Origin of the sequence: Agromyces sp. NPDC057679, assembly GCF_042799635.1 — a bacterium.
Lineage (GTDB): Bacteria > Actinomycetota > Actinomycetes > Actinomycetales > Microbacteriaceae > Agromyces.
In genome coordinates, this window is the sequence record NZ_JBHVIK010000004.1 from 169,592 (window position 1) to 186,350 (window position 16,759).

Annotated in this window: 26 protein-coding genes; 23 read left to right on the forward strand and 3 right to left on the reverse strand. The window is 66.5% G+C overall.

Annotated features, from left to right (window positions below):
* The first annotated feature begins 1 nt into the window (after nucleotide 1).
* From ACFVAJ_RS17260 to ACFVAJ_RS17310, 11 genes are all read left to right on the forward strand, one after another.
* Nucleotides 2-334: a hypothetical protein gene (locus ACFVAJ_RS17260; RefSeq protein ID WP_376946230.1), complete on the forward strand. Its 333-nt coding sequence runs from the start codon at nucleotides 2-4 to the stop codon at nucleotides 332-334.
* Nucleotides 331-573: a hypothetical protein gene (locus ACFVAJ_RS17265; RefSeq protein ID WP_376946232.1), complete on the forward strand. Its 243-nt coding sequence runs from the start codon at nucleotides 331-333 to the stop codon at nucleotides 571-573. Before ACFVAJ_RS17260 ends, ACFVAJ_RS17265 begins: the two co-directional genes overlap by 4 nt.
* On the forward strand, nucleotides 570-722 hold the full coding sequence (locus ACFVAJ_RS17270; RefSeq protein ID WP_376946234.1) for a hypothetical protein: 153 nt from the start codon (nucleotides 570-572) through the stop codon (nucleotides 720-722). Before ACFVAJ_RS17265 ends, ACFVAJ_RS17270 begins: the two co-directional genes overlap by 4 nt.
* Entirely contained in the window at nucleotides 719-1,243 is a 525-nt protein-coding gene (locus ACFVAJ_RS17275) for a hypothetical protein (RefSeq protein WP_376946236.1), read from the forward strand. Before ACFVAJ_RS17270 ends, ACFVAJ_RS17275 begins: the two co-directional genes overlap by 4 nt.
* Nucleotides 1,236-1,814 carry a hypothetical protein gene (locus tag ACFVAJ_RS17280; RefSeq protein WP_376946238.1) on the forward strand — a complete coding sequence of 193 codons (579 nt, stop codon included), beginning with the start codon at nucleotides 1,236-1,238 and terminating at the stop codon, nucleotides 1,812-1,814. The genes ACFVAJ_RS17275 and ACFVAJ_RS17280 overlap by 8 nt, the downstream gene beginning before the upstream one ends.
* 118 nt (nucleotides 1,815-1,932) lie before the next feature.
* On the forward strand, nucleotides 1,933-4,317 hold the full coding sequence (locus ACFVAJ_RS17285) for a DNA topoisomerase (ATP-hydrolyzing) subunit A (RefSeq protein ID WP_376947059.1): 2,385 nt from the start codon (nucleotides 1,933-1,935) through the stop codon (nucleotides 4,315-4,317).
* Nucleotides 4,318-4,393: 76 nt separating this feature from the next.
* Nucleotides 4,394-4,591 (forward strand): hypothetical protein, encoded by a 198-nt coding sequence (locus ACFVAJ_RS17290; RefSeq protein ID WP_376946240.1) that lies wholly within the window; start codon nucleotides 4,394-4,396, stop codon nucleotides 4,589-4,591.
* A gap of 162 nt (nucleotides 4,592-4,753) precedes the next feature.
* Nucleotides 4,754-5,341, forward strand: coding sequence for a hypothetical protein (locus ACFVAJ_RS17295; protein ID WP_376946242.1), 588 nt, complete (start codon nucleotides 4,754-4,756; stop codon nucleotides 5,339-5,341).
* Between the two features lie 30 nt (nucleotides 5,342-5,371).
* Nucleotides 5,372-6,319, forward strand: a complete 948-nt coding sequence (locus ACFVAJ_RS17300; RefSeq protein ID WP_376946244.1) for a hypothetical protein — start codon at nucleotides 5,372-5,374, stop codon at nucleotides 6,317-6,319.
* Between the two features lie 98 nt (nucleotides 6,320-6,417).
* A complete protein-coding gene (locus ACFVAJ_RS17305; protein WP_376946246.1) occupies nucleotides 6,418-6,729 on the forward strand; it encodes a hypothetical protein in 312 nt (103 codons plus the stop codon).
* Nucleotides 6,726-6,971: a hypothetical protein gene (locus tag ACFVAJ_RS17310; RefSeq protein WP_376946248.1), complete on the forward strand. Its 246-nt coding sequence runs from the start codon at nucleotides 6,726-6,728 to the stop codon at nucleotides 6,969-6,971. Before ACFVAJ_RS17305 ends, ACFVAJ_RS17310 begins: the two co-directional genes overlap by 4 nt.
* A gap of 214 nt (nucleotides 6,972-7,185) precedes the next feature.
* Here the strand turns inward: ACFVAJ_RS17310 and ACFVAJ_RS17315 are convergent, their stop codons facing one another.
* Nucleotides 7,186-8,454, reverse strand: a complete 1,269-nt coding sequence (locus tag ACFVAJ_RS17315) for an RNA-guided endonuclease InsQ/TnpB family protein (RefSeq protein ID WP_376946250.1) — start codon at nucleotides 8,452-8,454, stop codon at nucleotides 7,186-7,188.
* 123 nt (nucleotides 8,455-8,577) lie between these two features.
* Nucleotides 8,578-8,907: a hypothetical protein gene (locus ACFVAJ_RS17320; RefSeq protein ID WP_376946252.1), complete on the reverse strand. Its 330-nt coding sequence runs from the start codon at nucleotides 8,905-8,907 to the stop codon at nucleotides 8,578-8,580.
* Between the two features lie 106 nt (nucleotides 8,908-9,013).
* Here ACFVAJ_RS17320 and ACFVAJ_RS17325 point away from each other — a divergent pair, with 106 nt between their 5' ends.
* The 7 genes from ACFVAJ_RS17325 (at nucleotide 9,014) to ACFVAJ_RS17355 (ending at nucleotide 13,972) form a co-directional block, all read left to right on the forward strand.
* Nucleotides 9,014-9,496, forward strand: coding sequence for a hypothetical protein (locus ACFVAJ_RS17325; RefSeq protein ID WP_376946254.1), 483 nt, complete (start codon nucleotides 9,014-9,016; stop codon nucleotides 9,494-9,496).
* A gap of 98 nt (nucleotides 9,497-9,594) precedes the next feature.
* Nucleotides 9,595-9,975 carry a hypothetical protein gene (locus ACFVAJ_RS17330; protein ID WP_376946256.1) on the forward strand — a complete coding sequence of 127 codons (381 nt, stop codon included), beginning with the start codon at nucleotides 9,595-9,597 and terminating at the stop codon, nucleotides 9,973-9,975.
* Between the two features lie 43 nt (nucleotides 9,976-10,018).
* The gene (locus ACFVAJ_RS17335; protein WP_376946258.1) at nucleotides 10,019-10,660 is read left to right on the forward strand and encodes a ParB N-terminal domain-containing protein; all 642 of its coding nucleotides are present in this window, start codon (nucleotides 10,019-10,021) and stop codon (nucleotides 10,658-10,660) included.
* Nucleotides 10,661-10,718: 58 nt separating this feature from the next.
* Nucleotides 10,719-11,087: a hypothetical protein gene (locus ACFVAJ_RS17340; RefSeq protein WP_376946260.1), complete on the forward strand. Its 369-nt coding sequence runs from the start codon at nucleotides 10,719-10,721 to the stop codon at nucleotides 11,085-11,087.
* 78 nt (nucleotides 11,088-11,165) lie between these two features.
* Nucleotides 11,166-11,351, forward strand: coding sequence for a hypothetical protein (locus ACFVAJ_RS17345; protein ID WP_376946262.1), 186 nt, complete (start codon nucleotides 11,166-11,168; stop codon nucleotides 11,349-11,351).
* Between the two features lie 134 nt (nucleotides 11,352-11,485).
* On the forward strand, nucleotides 11,486-13,555 hold the full coding sequence (locus ACFVAJ_RS17350) for a type IIA DNA topoisomerase subunit B (RefSeq protein WP_376946264.1): 2,070 nt from the start codon (nucleotides 11,486-11,488) through the stop codon (nucleotides 13,553-13,555).
* Between the two features lie 57 nt (nucleotides 13,556-13,612).
* A complete protein-coding gene (locus ACFVAJ_RS17355) occupies nucleotides 13,613-13,972 on the forward strand; it encodes a hypothetical protein (RefSeq protein WP_376946266.1) in 360 nt (119 codons plus the stop codon).
* 122 nt (nucleotides 13,973-14,094) lie between these two features.
* Here the strand turns inward: ACFVAJ_RS17355 and ACFVAJ_RS17360 are convergent, their stop codons facing one another.
* Nucleotides 14,095-14,748, reverse strand: a complete 654-nt coding sequence (locus tag ACFVAJ_RS17360) for a hypothetical protein (RefSeq protein WP_376946268.1) — start codon at nucleotides 14,746-14,748, stop codon at nucleotides 14,095-14,097.
* Nucleotides 14,749-14,907: 159 nt separating this feature from the next.
* Here ACFVAJ_RS17360 and ACFVAJ_RS17365 point away from each other — a divergent pair, with 159 nt between their 5' ends.
* The 5 genes from ACFVAJ_RS17365 (at nucleotide 14,908) to ACFVAJ_RS17385 (ending at nucleotide 16,721) form a co-directional block, all read left to right on the forward strand.
* Nucleotides 14,908-15,414 carry a hypothetical protein gene (locus ACFVAJ_RS17365; protein WP_376946270.1) on the forward strand — a complete coding sequence of 169 codons (507 nt, stop codon included), beginning with the start codon at nucleotides 14,908-14,910 and terminating at the stop codon, nucleotides 15,412-15,414.
* Between the two features lie 55 nt (nucleotides 15,415-15,469).
* Nucleotides 15,470-15,922: a hypothetical protein gene (locus tag ACFVAJ_RS17370; RefSeq protein WP_376946272.1), complete on the forward strand. Its 453-nt coding sequence runs from the start codon at nucleotides 15,470-15,472 to the stop codon at nucleotides 15,920-15,922.
* A gap of 32 nt (nucleotides 15,923-15,954) precedes the next feature.
* Nucleotides 15,955-16,152 (forward strand): hypothetical protein, encoded by a 198-nt coding sequence (locus ACFVAJ_RS17375; protein ID WP_376946274.1) that lies wholly within the window; start codon nucleotides 15,955-15,957, stop codon nucleotides 16,150-16,152.
* Nucleotides 16,153-16,221: 69 nt separating this feature from the next.
* Nucleotides 16,222-16,416 (forward strand): hypothetical protein, encoded by a 195-nt coding sequence (locus tag ACFVAJ_RS17380; RefSeq protein WP_376946276.1) that lies wholly within the window; start codon nucleotides 16,222-16,224, stop codon nucleotides 16,414-16,416.
* Nucleotides 16,417-16,454: 38 nt separating this feature from the next.
* Complete coding sequence (locus ACFVAJ_RS17385) at nucleotides 16,455-16,721, forward strand: hypothetical protein (RefSeq protein WP_376946278.1); 267 nt, start codon at nucleotides 16,455-16,457, stop codon at nucleotides 16,719-16,721.
* Nucleotides 16,722-16,759 lie beyond the last annotated feature (38 nt).

Genomic DNA, 16,759 nt, shown 5'->3' on the forward strand with positions numbered 1-16,759 from the left:
GATGACCGCTGCCATCCAGCACTACCGCACAGGGAACGGTCTGCACACCTGCCCCAGGTCCCGCCTGGACACCCCGCATTACCTGATCCGCGACCCTCGGTCGGCGAGCACTTCTGCCTGGGTGTGCCCGGTCGAGCTGAACGCTGAGCGAGAGGCTGCAACCCTTGCGCACCGCCGCGAGGAAGGGGCTGAGGCGCGACAGGCGAAGGCCGAGCAGATCGCAGAGGAGCAGTTCCGGAAGTTCTACGGCGGCTGGCCGCCGTCGACCGCGGACGCCGGGATCCGGGAGGCGTTGACCGCGGCCGCCCTGGCAGGACTGGAAGCTCAGTCGTGAGCGAGGCTACGCCGGCGACCCTCGTCGAGCAGATCAAGGCCGCCCAAGCGCGCGTCCTCGAGGCGCGAGCTGCGAACATCGCCGGAGAACGAGCGGTCGACGTCGCCAAGGCGGCCGTCAATGCTGCCTCGAAGGAGTCGGACCGGCGCCGGGACGAGCTCCGCAAAGCCAGAAGCCACCTGCACGCCCTCGAGACGCAACGGAACGCCGAGCTGCACACCCCAGGGGCGGACCGGTGAGCGGCCGCACCCGTGTCGAGCGCCGCTCCTGGCTGTCGTGCGCCTGCGGGCGCATCTTCCTCGGCCGCGGTCCACTGAACACCCACGCGAAGACGTGCACCGACGCGAACACGCCTGCAGACACCGACACCCAGAAGGACGCCCGTTGACCAACCCGGATGACATCAACCTCGCCATCGACGCGACTGAAGAGTACAGAAATGACGGCGCAGGCATCGTGACCCACGTCCTGACCCCCGAAGGTCTCGACCAGTCGTACCGCGACGTCCTCGACAGGAAGGCGCAGGAGGTGCGGTCACAGTTGCCCAGCCACACCGAGGCCGACGGAGCGAAGAAGCAGCTCGCCGGCGCCCCGGAACACCACGGCGGGCCCACCGCCGAGCTCGTCGCCGTCCTCCGCTCCATCGCCGAATCCGAAACCATCCGCGGCTTCATGATCGAAGAAGACCTCGAAGCGATCGAACGCGCCGCGGACCTGATCGGCAGCCTCACCGTCACCGAGCAGTACGCCGTCCGCATGTACGACAGCCATGGAACGATGCACTACTCGAGCCCGACGACCCGTGAGGTGACCCTCGCGAACCGCGACTTCTGGGACGGAGAGGTCACCGTCGTCACCCGCGAAGTGCTGCACGCCGAACTCGACTGGAAGGAGACTACCGATGCGTAAGATCACCCACATCACCCTGAACACCGTCCACCTCGTCGAGCCCGGCGACTTGTTGCACTTCCATGCAACACCCGATCACCGGGAGGACTGGGAAGGCCCGAGGGACTTCGATATCACGGTGCTCAGGACGCACCTTCGCAGCATCCACGGCCCACGCATCTTCTCAGTCGAGAAGATCGGCGAAGGGGAAGACGACGACTGGTACCTCTACGACAACTGGGAGATCACCGTCATCGAACCTCAGCCGCAGGTTCCGGTGGCAACCGGAGACGGCTGGACGCCGACCGTCGACGAAGCCAGGAACGCCTTCGCTGCCGGAGTCCTCGCACTCCACGGCGCCCGCGATGCCGGCAGCCCGACCGACCGTGAAGCAGCCTTCGAACGGATGCTCGATCAGGTGATCCTGGATTCGAAGGATCCGGCCGAAGCCAGCGCGGTGCAGCACACCCACCTCCTGTCGATCCTGGCGGGGATCAGGCAAGCCATCGAGGCCGCGCCGGCGGGCTCCGACAACGCGAGCGGATGGGCGCGGACGCGGGATGAGATCCGCACGATCCTCGACCTGATCTGACGGTCAGCGGCCCGCCCGCGCATGTGTCTACCTGACCCGCACCCGCACCCGCGCCTGAAGGAGACTCGTGTCCGCTGACCTTGCCGAACGCATCGACGATGTGGACGTGTCCACGGAGATGGAAGGGTCGTTCCTCGAGTACGCGTACTCGGTGATCTACTCCCGAGCGCTCCCCGACGCCCGCGACGGCTTGAAGCCGGTGCAGCGCCGCATCCTGTACCAGATGTCCGACATGGGCCTCCGCCCCGAGAAGGGGCATGTGAAGAGCGCCCGCGTCGTCGGCGAAGTCATGGGCAAGCTCCACCCGCACGGCGACTCCGCGATCTACGACGCCCTCGTCCGCCTCGCGCAGCCGTTCACGATGCGGGTCCCGCTCATCGACGGGCACGGCAACTTTGGATCCCTCGACGACGGCCCCGCCGCCGCCAGGTACACCGAAGCCCGGCTCGACTCGTCCGCGATCGCGATGACCGACCACCTCGACGAAGACGTCGTCAACTTCGTCCCGAACTACGACAACCAGCTCACCCAGCCGGAAGTGCTGCCGGCCGCGTTCCCGAACCTCCTCGTCAACGGAGCATCCGGGATCGCCGTCGGCATGGCGACGAACATGGCGCCGCACAACCTCGTCGAAGTCGTCACCGCAGCGAAGCACCTCATCCGGAACCCTGACGCCACCCTCGAAGACCTGATGGAGATCGTCCCCGGGCCCGACTTCCCGACCGGCGGCACCATCGTCGGCCTCGCCGGGATCCGCGACGCGTACGCGACCGGGCGTGGCTCGTTCAAGACCCGCGCGAAGGTGTCGATCGAGCAGATCGGCCCCCGCAAGACCGGGCTCGTCATCACCGAACTGCCGTACCTCGTCGGGCCTGAGAAGGTGATCGAGAAGATCAAGGACGGCGTCAACTCGAAGAAGATCACCGGGATCTCCGACGTCGCCGATCTCACCGACCGCACCCGCGGACTGCACCTGGTCATCGGCATCAAGACCGGGTTCAACCCGCAGGCGGTCCTCGAGCAGCTGTACCGCCTCACCCCGCTCGAGGACGGGTTCTCGTTCAACAACGTCGCCCTCGTCGACGGGCAACCGCAGACCCTCGGGTTGAAGGAGCTGCTCAGCGTCTACGTCGACCACCGCATCGACGTCGTCACCCGCCGCACCCAGTTCCGTCTCGCCCGCCGGAAGGAACGCCTCCACCTCGTCGAAGGTCTCCTCACCGCGATCGTCGACATCGACAAGGTGATCGCCGTGATCCGCGGCTCCGATGACACCGACGAAGCCCGGAAGGGGCTCACCACCGAGTTCTCGCTGTCCCGCATCCAGGCGGAGTACATCCTCGAGCTTCGGCTGCGCCGGCTGACGAAGTTCTCCCGCGTCGAACTGGAACAGGAACGCGACCAGCTCCTCGCCGACATCGCCGCGCTCGAACTTCTCCTCCGCGACAAGGGCGCGCTCCGCCAGCTCGTCTCCGACGAACTCGACCAGGTCGCCGCCCAGTTCGGCACCCCGCGCCGTACCCTCCTCACCGAAGCGAAGCCCGCCGCCACCGGCCGCCGTGCCGCGCAGGCGTCGCTCGAGCTCGCCGACACCCCGACCCGGGTGATCCTGTCCGCCACCGGACGTCTCGCCCGCGTCGACCAGGGCGACGGTCAGGACTCCGTGACGATCACCGTTCCGGGCGCCCGCAGCCGCGGCGACGCCGTCCGTTCGACGGTGGACACCACGAGCCGCACCGAGATCGGCGCGGTCACCAGCCGCGGCCGTCTCATCCGGTTCTCCCCGCTCGAGCTGCCCGTCCTTCCCGGCAACGCCGTCCAGTTGGACGCCGGCGTCCGAGCGCACGACTACCTCGGGATCACCGACCGGGCCGAGCAGATCCTTGCCGTGGTGTCCCTCACCTCCGAGACGCCGATCACCGTCGGCACCCGGCAGGGCGTCGTGAAGCGCGTCACACCCGGGTCGTACCCGAAGCAGCCGGAGTTCGAGATCATCGCACTGAAGGACGGCGACGAGATCGCAGGCGTCGGCCACGCCGCCGACGACGCGGAGCTCGTGTTCGTCCTCGACGACGCACGCCTCCTCCGGTTCCCGGCATCCGCGGTCCGCCCGCAAGGCTGCCCCGCCGGCGGTATGGCCGGTGTGAACGCCGGCGCGGTCGCCCGGGCGCTGTCGTTCGCGGTCGTCCCGGCAGGAGAAGCCCAGGACGCCGTCGTCGTCACAGTCGCCGGGACGATCGACGCCCCCGACCAGCCGGGAGCCGCGAAGGTCGCCGCGTTCGACGACTACCCAGGCAAGGGCCGCGGCACCGCAGGTGTCCGCTCCCACCGGTTCCTGAAGGGTCAGGACATCCTGACGAACGCGTGGGTCGGCCGAGGGCCCGCCCTCGCGGTCACCGCCGACGGCAGCGCCGCAACGCTCCCCGAAACGATCGGGAAGCGCGACGGCTCCGGAGAACCCGTGACGGCCGCGATCGCCGCGATCGGCGAGCAGGTCCGGTAGCGTGCAGCAGGGCTCATCGACTGGTGGGCCCTGCTCTGTCCTCGGCCCGCGCATGGGGAGGACCGAAGGAGACACCATGAACGACACCCCCAACATCCAGCCTGGTCAGAAGTGGCGCCGGAAGGCCGACGGCACGATCGTCGTCATCGTGAAGGCCGGCTACTCGTCCGAGCACGGGTACAGCATCGCGCACTGGAAGCAGGCCGGCACGAAGCGGAAGGGCGACATCGACTTCGGTCAGTTCATCGACCGGTACGAGCTCGTCGACGCCTGAGGGCTGGGGTCCCCGGCCGGTGAAGCGTCCGCAATCCGGCCTGGGGCCACTCGTCCCAGCCCACCGCAGGGGACCAGTTCGGATGCGGGCCGAGACCGCCGCGCATGAACGTCGTGAAGCACGAGCCGTCGAATACGCTGGCTCCCGACAGACAGGACACCGATGCCAGACGGATTGACCGACGAGCAGGTCCGCGCGTTCTCCAAAGCAGTCGACAAGGTCTACGCGGCTCGCACGTGCTTCGCGTTCGAAGCCGCGAACAGAGCCCTGCTGCTCGAGTACAAGTCGTTCCCGAAGCTCCGCGCGAAGATCGCCGCGGACCGCAGGGAGAAGATGCTCCTCGCCGCGTGCGGCCGAACCGAGCTCGCGATCGCCGGCGTCTCAACCGCGTTCCTCGACCACGCATCCGAGCGCCTCGGGAACTCCACCCAGGGTGAGTTCTGGCGGATCGACGAGGAGCACCTCCGCGCCGCCGAAGAGGAGCTGTTCGGCCTTCGACGCCAAGCGGCCTACGAGGCCGGCATCCTCCGTGCTCACCTGTACACGCTGGCACCGAAGGGTGCCGCCAAGCTGATCGAAGCGATGGCCGTGCGACTCGAACGAGTCGCCACCGGCGAAGCCGACCAGGTGTACAAGGAGGCCGGCAACGCAGGCCGAACCGCGCTCCGCGAAGCGGGGATCGACGAGACCCTCACGAACCACGCGTTCACGGAGCAGAGGATCGTCCGGCGCGGGCACCTGACCTCCTGAGCCGAGCCATAGCCGCACACGAAAGTCACCATGACCACACCACAAAACCGCGGGAACCGCGTCTCCACGAAGGCCGGGAGCACCTACAACAACGGGGCGTTCGCCGGCCGCACCTTCCAGCCGGGCGAACCGCTCGACCAGTACATCGACCGCACTGCAGAGCTTGAATCCGAGCTCTCCGCGGCCGTCGAGGAGCGGAAGGACCGTCGAGCGGAACTGATCGCCGCCGAGCTGATCGCCAAGATCCTGCGAGACGCGCACCCAGCCGCAAGCACCCTGCACCTGACGGCAGACAGCCAGGTTGACTGGCTCGAAGACGTCGACGGGAACCGCATCGACGCCTTCGACAGCGACACATCGGCCAGCATGCGGGACCAGCTCGAGCTGCTCGCCCTCCACCTTCAGGCAACCACGCCGGGGCTGAAAAGCGCCACACAGTCGGTTATTCGCTACCCCGACGGCAACGGGCCGCTTCACCCCGCTCTCGAACTCGACCGTGCCGACCACTTCGCAGCAGGCCGCGCTGAGGTTGACCGGTACAGCCGCGTCCATACCGCCGCCAACGAAGCAGTCGAGAACGCGACACGCGTACAAACTGCCAAGGCCGAAGCCGCAGTCGATGCAGCTGAAGAAGCACTCGCGGCCGCGAAACGTGAACTCGAAACCGCAAACGCGGATGCGCTCGAATCGTGGATCACAGCGAACCTCCCGGGAACCACAGCCGTCGAGTTCGAGTGGAGAGCGTACGACGAGTTCGATGACGGAATCATCTTCCGCTCCGTGACCCTCGCCGACGGGACCCTCATCAACGCTGCAACTCCGGACAACCAGTTGTCCGAAGACCACGCCACGATCGCCGCAACCCTGAAAGCGTTCGCTGAACGGTTCCAAAACCCGCAGGTATTCACCCCCGGCCCGAACTGGCAGACGAGGTCGCTGACCTTCGAAGTGAACACCTGGCGGCAGCAGCTCGGCTGATCTGAACGACGACGGCCAAGGCTCCGGCACTGAGAACTCAGGCCGGGGCCTTCGCTGTTCCCGCGCATGTGCACCTGGAAGGGCGGCCACTCCACACCATGCTGAACGACACCATCGATCTCAACACCGCCGACCGGCCGGCGCTCCGCGCCGCCGTGCGCCAACTCCCCGATCAGGGCCGACTGTGGTTCTGGCGGCCGCAGCGGCACTGGTTCGGTTGGAAGACCCTCATCCCGGTCAGGTTTGGTCACGACGAGTTCGCCCGGCAGACGATCCTGCTCGGCTGGACAGTCACCGGCCGGATGATCATCGCGATCCGGGACTGCCGGAGCGTCGACTGCTACCGGGAGTCGATCCGCAACTACCGCGACGTCGTCAGGTTCGGCGCCGAAACCGAAGGAGCCCTGTGACCAGTCGCACCGCAACCCTCCACCTCTACGTCACCCTCGAGGTGCCGGTCACCGTCGCAATCGACGAGGCCGAGTACGCCGACTGGACCGACGAACCACTCACCGACGACACGGCCGAAAGGTTCCTCAGGGCTGATCGCGACAACACCTGGCTCTCAGGCGTGAAACTGGACGGCGACATCAAGGACGCAACCGAGGTCGTGATCTCCCGCGCCACCCTCAACCCACGAGCGGACGACTGACGCCGGTCAGCAGTTCCCGTCCGACGCGCGGAACAGCGCTGCGACGTTCTCGACGTACTCCTGTTGGGACAGGTCTGTGACCCCTTCCACGGACTGCCAGTTGGTGAGAGCCTGCGCGATCGCGTCCTGCTCTGTCCATGTCGGGGCATGTTCGCCTCGTTGACATCCTCCCGGCACTGAAGTGCCGGGATTCCCTCTGCCGAGGCTGCTGCGGTTAGGCAGCTGCGGTACGGGTTGGGCGGGTTCCTGCTTCTTCGGGGCGTGCCAGCACTGGTGCTGGGCTTACTGCCCCTCCACGGGCGTTTTCTGTCTCCGCCTGTCCGGCGGCGACGAGCATCAGGTTGGTCGCGGCGTTCCGGTCCCGGTCATGTGTTGTGCTGCAGGAGCACACCCATGCCCGGATCCGGAGGCCTTCACGACCCTTGGGTCCCTCGACTGAACCGCAGGCGTGGCAGGTCTGCGTGGACGGGAAGAACCCTTCCGCTGCGACCAGGTCGCGTCCGTGCTCGGCTGCGGCCGACGCAAGGCGGGTCAGGAACCCGCCCCAGCCGGCGTCGTGGACCTGTTTCCCGTACACGCGGGCGATGCCGGTGATGGAGAGCGTCTCGACGCCGATGACTTGGTTCTCATCGATCAGGCGTCGCACGAGCTTCCTGGCATGGTCGGTGCGTTGGTTTCGTACGTGTCGGTGCAGCTGCGCCACCATGGCGCGTTGTTTGGCACGGTTCTTCGACCCCTTGACCTTGCGGGCGAGGGAACGTTGGGCCCGGGCGAGCCGACGCTGGGCCGCCTGGAAGTATCTGGGATTGCCGACCTGCTCGGCGGTGCCATCGGAGTACACGATCGTCGCGAACGCTTTCAGCCCGAGGTCGATCCCCGCCACCCGGCCCGGATGAGCAGGTTCGACGGGAGCGGTGTCGGGGACATCGACGACGAACGACGCGAAGTAGCGGCCATCGGGTTCTCGGGTGACGGTCACCGATGACGGTGCGGCCGGCAGCGGGCGGGACCATCTGACCGGGATGTTGCCGATCTTCGCGAGGTACAGACGCCCACCGCCCGGGTTCGTGTTCTCCCAGCCGCCCCGGAGCCGGAACCCGTTGACAGTGAACCGGGCGGATTGACGGGCGTGCCGGGTCTTGAATCGCGGCGCACCCACCCGGCGACCCTTCCGTCGACCCTTGATGGAGTTGAAGAAGTTCCGGTACGCGAGATCCGCGTCGCGCAGTGATTGCTGCAACGCGTCAGTGGACACCTCACGGAGCCAGACCCGTTCCGGTGTGGTCTTGGCGTCGGTGATCAGCCGCTTCGCGGCAGGCGGATATCCGAGGAACGCCTCACCGGCCGCTCGGCGAGCCCGGTTGGCCGCGACGAAATCGTTGAACACCACTCGGGTCGACCCGAACGTGCGCGCGAGCATACCCCGAGCCTGCAAGCCCGGAACAATCTCGTACGAATACCGACGCTTCATCACACCATCCATGCGCGGGGACCAACCCTGTGCGTGGTCAGCATGCCCGAGACGATCACCGATTGGAGAAATCGCTGAACGATACCCGGAACGTACGCGCCTTCCTCCCGGCACTGAAGTGTCAGGGTTCCGGCGCTACTCCTCGATGAACTCCTGCTGCGCGGGGGAGGCTTCAATCCAGGTGGCGACGATGAACTCCTCAGACCCTTCCCGGAGGACCAGGAACACCGGCCGGGTGCCGCGGGCAGGATCTGGCCGCGATGCCTCTCGCAACTCATTGCTCACTTCGTACGGTTGCTCTGCGCGGGTCACCACCTCGAAGCCACGCTCGGCCGGGAACGGGTTCGGGTTCCCGCCCTGATCTTCGAGGATGTCTCCCAGCACCCAGCTCATCTCTTCGATGAGCCCCTCGAAGCTCTGCTCGAGGTCACGATCCCCTCCGGAAGTCACCCAGATGTGCGGCATAGCCAGACCGTACCGGTTCCCGCAGCTTGGGAGCAATGGGCAGCCGGCCTGCCCAGTCGCCGCGCATGTTCTCGACGACACAAGACCCTCGAGAACGGGAGCACCCATGAGCAACATCGTCTTCGTCACCGCCGGATTCACCGTCGACCCGGACGTCTTCAACGCCAACCGCCGCGACTCGATCGACATCGAGGAAGCCGAGATGATCGTCGCCCCGTTCGTCGACGAGATCTTCCCGCACATCGAGATGCTCGACCACTCCGGCGCCCTCGACGGCGACCTCTATGACCACGACGGACTCGACGACGACGAGGACGACCGGGTGCGAGTCCGCGCGGACATGCTCCGGCACCTCGCCGTCGGGTACCAGTGGCTGATCACGGAGGACGGCAGCCACTCGGACGAGCGCAAAATTGGGAGCACCGGCCTCAGATACGTCTATGTCGGCGGTCTCACCTACGGCGACGGACCGTTCGACGAGTACGACGCGGTCGTCTTCCTCGCGGACGCCGTCGACTACTCCGATGGACTCCGGAACCTCACCGGCATCCTCGGCGGCGGAATCCTCACCGAGAAGCCGTCTGCCTGAGCAGAGGCACCAGCGAAGGCCCGCCGGCCGCCGCGCCGGCGGGCCTTCCCGCGCATGTACATGGGAGAACCCACGCCGCCCCGCGGAAAGGAACGACCATGTCCGAGAAGCCCACCGAGACCCGCCTCGAGCGCTACGAGCGTCTCGTCGCCGAGGAACGCGCCCGCCTCAAGGCGGAAGAGGAGCGGAAGGCAGCGAAGATCCGCGACCGCGACCTGAAGGAGTTCGAGATCCTCACCGGCGACAAGGAGGTGCAGGGCTCCGTGGCGAACGGCCAGAAGCAGCTCCAGAGGTGGCAGGAGCGGATCAGCGGCCGCGCCGCCCGAGCGCAGGAGCTCAGCGAGCAGCACGGGTTCGAACTTCCCGAGTCGGTCAGCGACGTCATCCTCGTCATCCTGGCCGGTACTCACGAGAACCCGGACATCGAGTGGATCCCGGACGAGCGCACGATCCAAGCGCCCGACTACTCGTTCACCTGAGCCGCGCGTGCGGCCGTGACGTGCGGCCGCACACGCAACAGGCATGCCGAACACCGCACAGCTCCGACGACAGGACGTCGGCCTAGCCGGCAACGGCGGACAGTTCGCCGCCCACGCGCTGAGCGCCGCCGAGGTCAGCCTCACCGTCGACCCGTACGCCGACTGGAGCGAAGGCGAAGTCCGTGAGATCGCGGTCGCCGACATCCTCGACCAGTGGGAAGGCGGCGACCTTCACCTCGTCCGCGAATACCTGAACGCCAAAGCCGGCGACCTCGCAGACCAACTCGGGTACCAGGACGACGAGTACAGCGAAGACGAGATCCGCGAGGAGATCTCCCTCGTCGAAGCGACCATCGCGAACCTCGACATGACGTCAACACGGTCGAAGTGGGAAGCGCTTCTCACCGTGAAACGGCTCGACCCTCACTACGAAGAAGTGCTCCGCTCCATCCGCGAGCTCGGCTTCGTCCGACCGGCCGCCGCCGCCCGTTCCGGCGGGAACGTGGAGTTCTCCGACGGGAACCACCGGCTGGCCGCCGCGATCGACCTCGGCCGAGACGGCATCCCGATTGAGATGGTGCCGTACGGGCAGCGGGTGATGCGGGACCACTGGCTCACCGAAGCCGACCCGATCCCGCTGTCGAACACCGCCCCAGACGGGGAAGCGCACCACCCCGAGTGGTGAGCCGCGGCCGCTCCGCGCATGTACTGGCTGCACTGCAGCCAATCGGAAGGGGAGCACAGTGAGTTACGCGCGCAGCCCAAGCGAAGGTGACGTGTACGTCATCGGAACGAAGAAGGACGGCGTGCTGTGGTGGGAATGCCTCGGCTGCGACCTGGTCTCCGCCTCGCTCGTGCCAGCGCACACCCTGGTCGGGTACGACTTCGAGGCACACATGGCGAAGGGTTCATTCTGCGCCGCAGACCCCGGCCAGATGGTCACCCACCTCCGACTCCACCGAGCCGTCGGGCAGAAGGTGCCGGACCGAGCGATCAACCGACTCTCCCGCGAACACCAGGAATGGATCGCGAAACGGGAAGCCGAATTCGAAGCGTTCAACGCCGCCGCCCGCGAAGCCGCCGAGCGGCGCCAAGCCGCGGCCGAGGCCTGACCCCATCCGGGCCTGTTCCCGCGCATGACTTCTCTGACAAGACCCGGCAACAACGCCGAACCTGACCTGAGGAGCAGAATGCCCACCCACAAGACCGCGTACATCGTGAACGAGACCGGCCGCATCGGATTCGTCGACGACGACGCCCGCGACCTCGCCGGAGCGGAGAAGCTCGCCGCAGACCGCAACGCCATCATCGCCGCAGAGTTCCCCGAGCCGCAGGGCCACTGGGAGGCCGTCACCGCCGACACCACCGCCTTCTGACGGGCGCTCATCAGCAGCGAACACACGCGGGATCGGTCAATCACGACCGATCCCGCGCATGGTTGGCGGTGCAGGAACACCTCCGCCCGCACTCGAACCCTGATGCGGCCCGAACAACCTTGAACAGGACCCCGTTGAGCAACGACTACTCCGCCTCCAACCTGTCCGTCCTCGAAGGCCTCGAAGCGGTCCGGAAGCGGCCCGGCATGTACATCGGGTCCACCGACTCCCGCGGCCTGCAGCACTGCATGTGGGAGATCATCGACAACTCCGTCGACGAAGCCCTCGCCGGCCACGGCAACGAAATCGATGTCATCCTGCACGACGACGGATCCGTCGAAGTGCGCGACCACGCCCGAGGCATCCCCGTCGACGTCGAACCGAAGACCGGTCTGACCGGCGTCGAGGTCGTCTTCACGAAACTCCACGCCGGCGGCAAGTTCGGCGGCGGCTCCTACGCCGCCTCCGGAGGCCTCCACGGCGTCGGCGCATCCGTCGTCAACGCCCTCTCCGAGCGGCTCGACGTCGAAGTCGACCGCGACGGGAAGACGTACGCGATGTCGTTCAAGCACGGCGTCCCCGGCACGTTCGCCGACAAGACCCCCGCCTCGGAGTTCACCCCGTTCACGAAGTCCACCGCCCTCACCGTCATCGGGAAGGTCGGGAAGGGCGTCACCGGCACCCGTGTCCGGTACTGGGCTGACACGAAGATCTTCACCCCAGGCGCGCAGATCGACCTGGAGAACATCCTCGGCCGCGCCCGCCAGACCGCGTTCCTCGTCCCCGGGCTGAAGATCGAAGTCACCGACATGCGCGGCGACAGCATCGACATCCACACGTTCGAGTTCGTCGGCGGCATCAGCGAGTTCGCCGATCACCTCGCCCCCGACGCCGCAGTCACCGACGTCTGGCGCCTCACCGGCGAGGGGAAGTTCAAAGAGACCGTCCCCGTCCTCAACGACGCCGGCGCGATGATCCCCACCGAGGTGGAACGCATCTGCGAGGTCGACATCGCTCTCCGCTGGGGCACCGGGTACGACACCACGTTCCGCTCGTTCGTGAACATCATCGCCACCCCGAAGGGCGGCACCCACCAGGCCGGGTTCGAGCAGGGCCTCCTGAAGCTGGTCCGCACCCAGGTGGAGCAGAACGCCCGGAAGCTGAAAGCCGGCACCGACAAGCTCGAGAAGGACGACGTCCTCGCAGGCCTCACCGTCGTCCTCACCGTCCGCCTCGCCGAACCGCAGTTCGAAGGTCAGACGAAGGAGATCCTCGGCACCCCGGCGGTCCGCGCGATCGTCCAGAACGTCGTCGCCAAGGAGCTGGGGGAGAGGTTCTCGTCAACCGCCCGGGACGACAAAGCGCAGACCGCGCTGCTCCTCGAGAAGGTCGTCGCCGAGATGAAGACCCGCATCTCTGCCCGCACCCACAAGGAGACGCAGCGGCGGAAGAACGCGCTCGAGACGAGCTCGCTCCCCGCGAAGCTCGCCGACTGCCGCTCCAACGACGTCGCCCAGACCGAACTGTTCATCGTCGAGGGTGACTCCGCGCTCGGCACCGCGAAGCTCGCCCGTGACAGCGAGTACCAGGCGTTGATGCCGATCCGCGGGAAGATCCTGAACGTGCAGAAGGCGTCGGTGTCGGACATGCTCGGGAACGCCGAATGCGCTGCGATCATCCAGACCGTCGGCGCCGGTTCCGGTCGTTCGTTCGACCTGGACGCCGCCCGGTACGGGAAGGTGATCATCATGAGCGACGCGGACGTCGACGGCGCCCACATCCGCACCCTGCTGCTCACCCTGTTCTACCGGTACATGCGACCGATGCTGGAAGCCGGCCGCGTGTTCGCCGCCGTCCCGCCGCTTCACCGGGTCGTCGTGCAGAACCCCGGCTCCAAGCCGAACGAGACGCTGTACACGTACTCCGAGCAGGAACTCCAAGCAGTCCTCGGCGACCTGAAGCGACGCGGGAAGAAGTACCAGGACCCGATCCAGCGATACAAGGGCCTCGGCGAGATGGACGCCGACCAGCTCGCGGAGACCACGATGGACCGTCAGAACCGCACCCTCCGCCGCATCGGTGTCGCCGACGCAGAGCAGGCAGGCCGGACGTTCGAGCTCCTGATGGGCAACGAGGTCGCACCTCGCAAGGAGTTCATCATCGACTCCGCCGCCGGGCTCAGCCGGGAGCGGATCGACGCGTAGGACGCGCCAGTCCCGCGCATGCGGTAGGCAAGAAGCACCTCCACCTACCCGGAAGGCATGGACATGCAGACGAACTCACCACAGGCCTCGGTCGCAGAGGCCAGCGCTGCCGATCGCATCGCGGAGCTCGAAGCTCAGCTCGAGGAAGCGCATCGGAAGCTCGGCACCGATGCCCGGTCGGCTGCCGGCAGTTCTCGTCGCGTCGACCGGGCCACCGCGGAGAAGGGTCACGACGGCCCGTTCGACCCGTGGGAGAAGGACCACACAGCCCTCGTCCACGTCCTCTGGGACTGCAAAGCGGACGGCCTGAACCTCCACGGCGACTTCGACGAGATCGCGACCCGCATCCGGCAGTCCCGCTGGATGACCGCGCAGCGAGACGACGCAATCCAGACCGGAGACCCGAAGCGCCGATAGTGGCCACCGGGCGGGCTGGTGCTCGGTTCTCCGTCTCCCTGGTGGGTTTGCCGCAGCCGAGCACCCGCCAGAATGCACGAAACCCCCGAGGCGCGGAGCCCCGGGGTTTCGTTTTGAGCAGGTCAGACGGTTGTCGGCGCCGTCTGCTCCAGGAGACGCTCCCGTTTCGCTTCAAGCTTCGAAGCCGCGTACTCGGCGTCCAACAGTGCGCGCTTCATGTTCTCGGCAGCGATGGCGACATATTCTTCCTCGAAGTTGGTGTTGTTCGCGATCCGACGTGCGAGCTTCATGATGAGGGTCGCGGCGAACTTCGAAACGAAGTAGACCACCACGAAGAACCCGAGGTAGACGAGCAGTGCCATCACCATCACGATCCACCCCGTACCGGTCTCCAATGAGGGCGGCGGGGTGCGGTCTGAAGTCTCGTTTCCGGCCAGCATGGTCACAGCCTTCGGGGCAAACCAGCTGAGCGCACCGCCGAACACGATGGTTCCAGCGAGCACTGCCGCCAGAACCCGGGGACGGCCGGCAGGAGCCAGGGCGTCACGCCAGAAGCTGAGGACATGCAGCGGGACCATCACGACGAGAACGGCGAAGACGACCCAGTTGAACGGCGAGAGATCTGACGGACGGACGATGATGCTGATCACATCCGACACGAGCAGGGCGCCGAGCATCAGCGTCCACGCCCCGACGTATCGGACACTGCTTCCCTGCTCGATCCAACGGACGGCACGGTTGAGCCATGCAAGGTGGGCGGTTTCTCCGGTGTTCATCGTGTTGGTGTGCTTTCTCGAGGGTGTGATCGGGCCCGTGGTTCGGGCGTACACACCATGCGCGGGCACGGTCTTCCTTGCTGGCTTCGAAATGCGAACGCCATCGACAGATCCGCGCATGTCGGTGGTGACAAGAACCCCTTCCGGAAGGATCACCACATGCTCGCCGCCGACGTCCGCAACCTCCCCGGCGCCCGTACCGAGAACCCCGACCTCACGGTGTTCGACACCGGCGAGATGCACGAGCCATGCCTGCACGGCGCTCGGCAGGGCGTCGACTTCGACGACGAGAACGGCCACACCGTCGCGACCGTGAGGGCGTACCGATCGACCGTCCACGACCACGCCGACATGATCACCATCGACGCGCCCCTCGTCGACAACATGCGGGTCGTCGTGAACGACGCCGACGTCGTCTGGGTCTACACGGACGGGAAGCTCGAGTTCCCACCAACCCCGGGAGGGATCACCGTCCAGTTGACCGACGAGCAGGTCGGAGCGATCTCCAGGTTCTTCGACCGCGGCGTCGAGGACTGGAATGAGTACGCGCCGTCCTCCTACAGCGACTACACCTCCGATGAGGAGGAGAACGGCAACGAGGAAGTCAAGATCGGTCAGGCTGCCCTCGAGATGATGGCCGAGCTGATCCGCAAGCGCGACAGCTGACCTGCAGGGCGGTGGCCGGTCGTGAGCTCGGCTGCCGCCCGCGCATGTGTCGAACATGCAGAACCCCGCAACCTCGACGATCCCCGAGCTTCTCGAAGCAGTTGAACGGGCGACAGACCCGTTGATCCCCCAATTCATCTTCGGGTTGTCGATCATCCTTGCGGTGGGTGTGATCGTATTCGCCTTGGGCTCCGTCCTGGAGAGGGACATCGTCCAGGGGGTCATCGCAGGCGCCATTGCCGTCGCTGCCGTGCTCACGTTCTTCACGGTCGAGCCCCTCAGCAGCGACGCTCTGCGCGGCGTAGAAGCCAGAGAGAAGATCTCCGCCGCCGTCGAGAAGCAGTTCGGGATCACCGTCACCGGGCTCCCGCGGATCGTCGGGAAGTCGTTCACAGTGCCGGCAGTCGTCGACGGCCACCGCACCGAGGTGAAGGTCACGATCCTCGGTGACGAGGCGACTGCATCGTACGGCGACGACGAGAAGGTGCTCGAACCCGCCAGCCGCTGAACGACAAAGCCCAAGAGGAACGCCACACGAGCATGAGCGCCGAAGACAGCCTCCGAAGAGCAGCCCAAACAGCTGCAGCCGACCTGCAAGCGCAGATCAACAACCTGACCGATCACGAAGGACTCGAACTGCTCAGCACAGGCTTCGTCGCGTTTCTCAACGAGGACGGGGCCATAGAAGTGGCACCCATCCCACGCCCAGAAGAGCGCCACTCAACCGACCCAACCTGAAGCTGACCGCAGGGCCTCGCAGGGAAGACAACCGCGCATGAATGTGGCGTCACCGAAAGGACCCACACCATGGCAACCAAGTACTTCCCCCGCGGACAGCGTCCCGCCGTCAAGGTCATCACCCCGAACTACTCGAAGCACGCCGACGGATGGTCGCTCGTGAAGCTGAACTCGAAGACCGCGACGCTCCGCCACCCCGGCATCATCGGCGAGCTCCCGTTCGCGCTCGACGAGGTCCAGATCCTCGAAGAGCTCGGAGGCTGACGGCCGATATGCCGCAGCCAACGTCCAGGTACCTGCCCATGACTCTCGACGAGATCCGAGCGAAAAGCGAGGCTGAGCTCGCGATGATCGGCAAACGAGTGCTGCTCATGACCGGGCTCGGCACACCGGAGAGCCCCCGCCGCGTCCGCGCGAAGGGGGTTCTCCGCTACGTCCCAGCGCGCACCCGCGGCAACCAGACCCTCGCGGTTTGCGGACGTCGGCGCGAGGTGCTGTGGATGTGGCGCGACCGGCAAGGCTTCGAGCTTGAACTGGCCCGCCAGCCAATGACCCAGCAGCAGCCGTAGAACTCCGCGCATGGCTTCTGCAGAAGAAGTCAGATGCC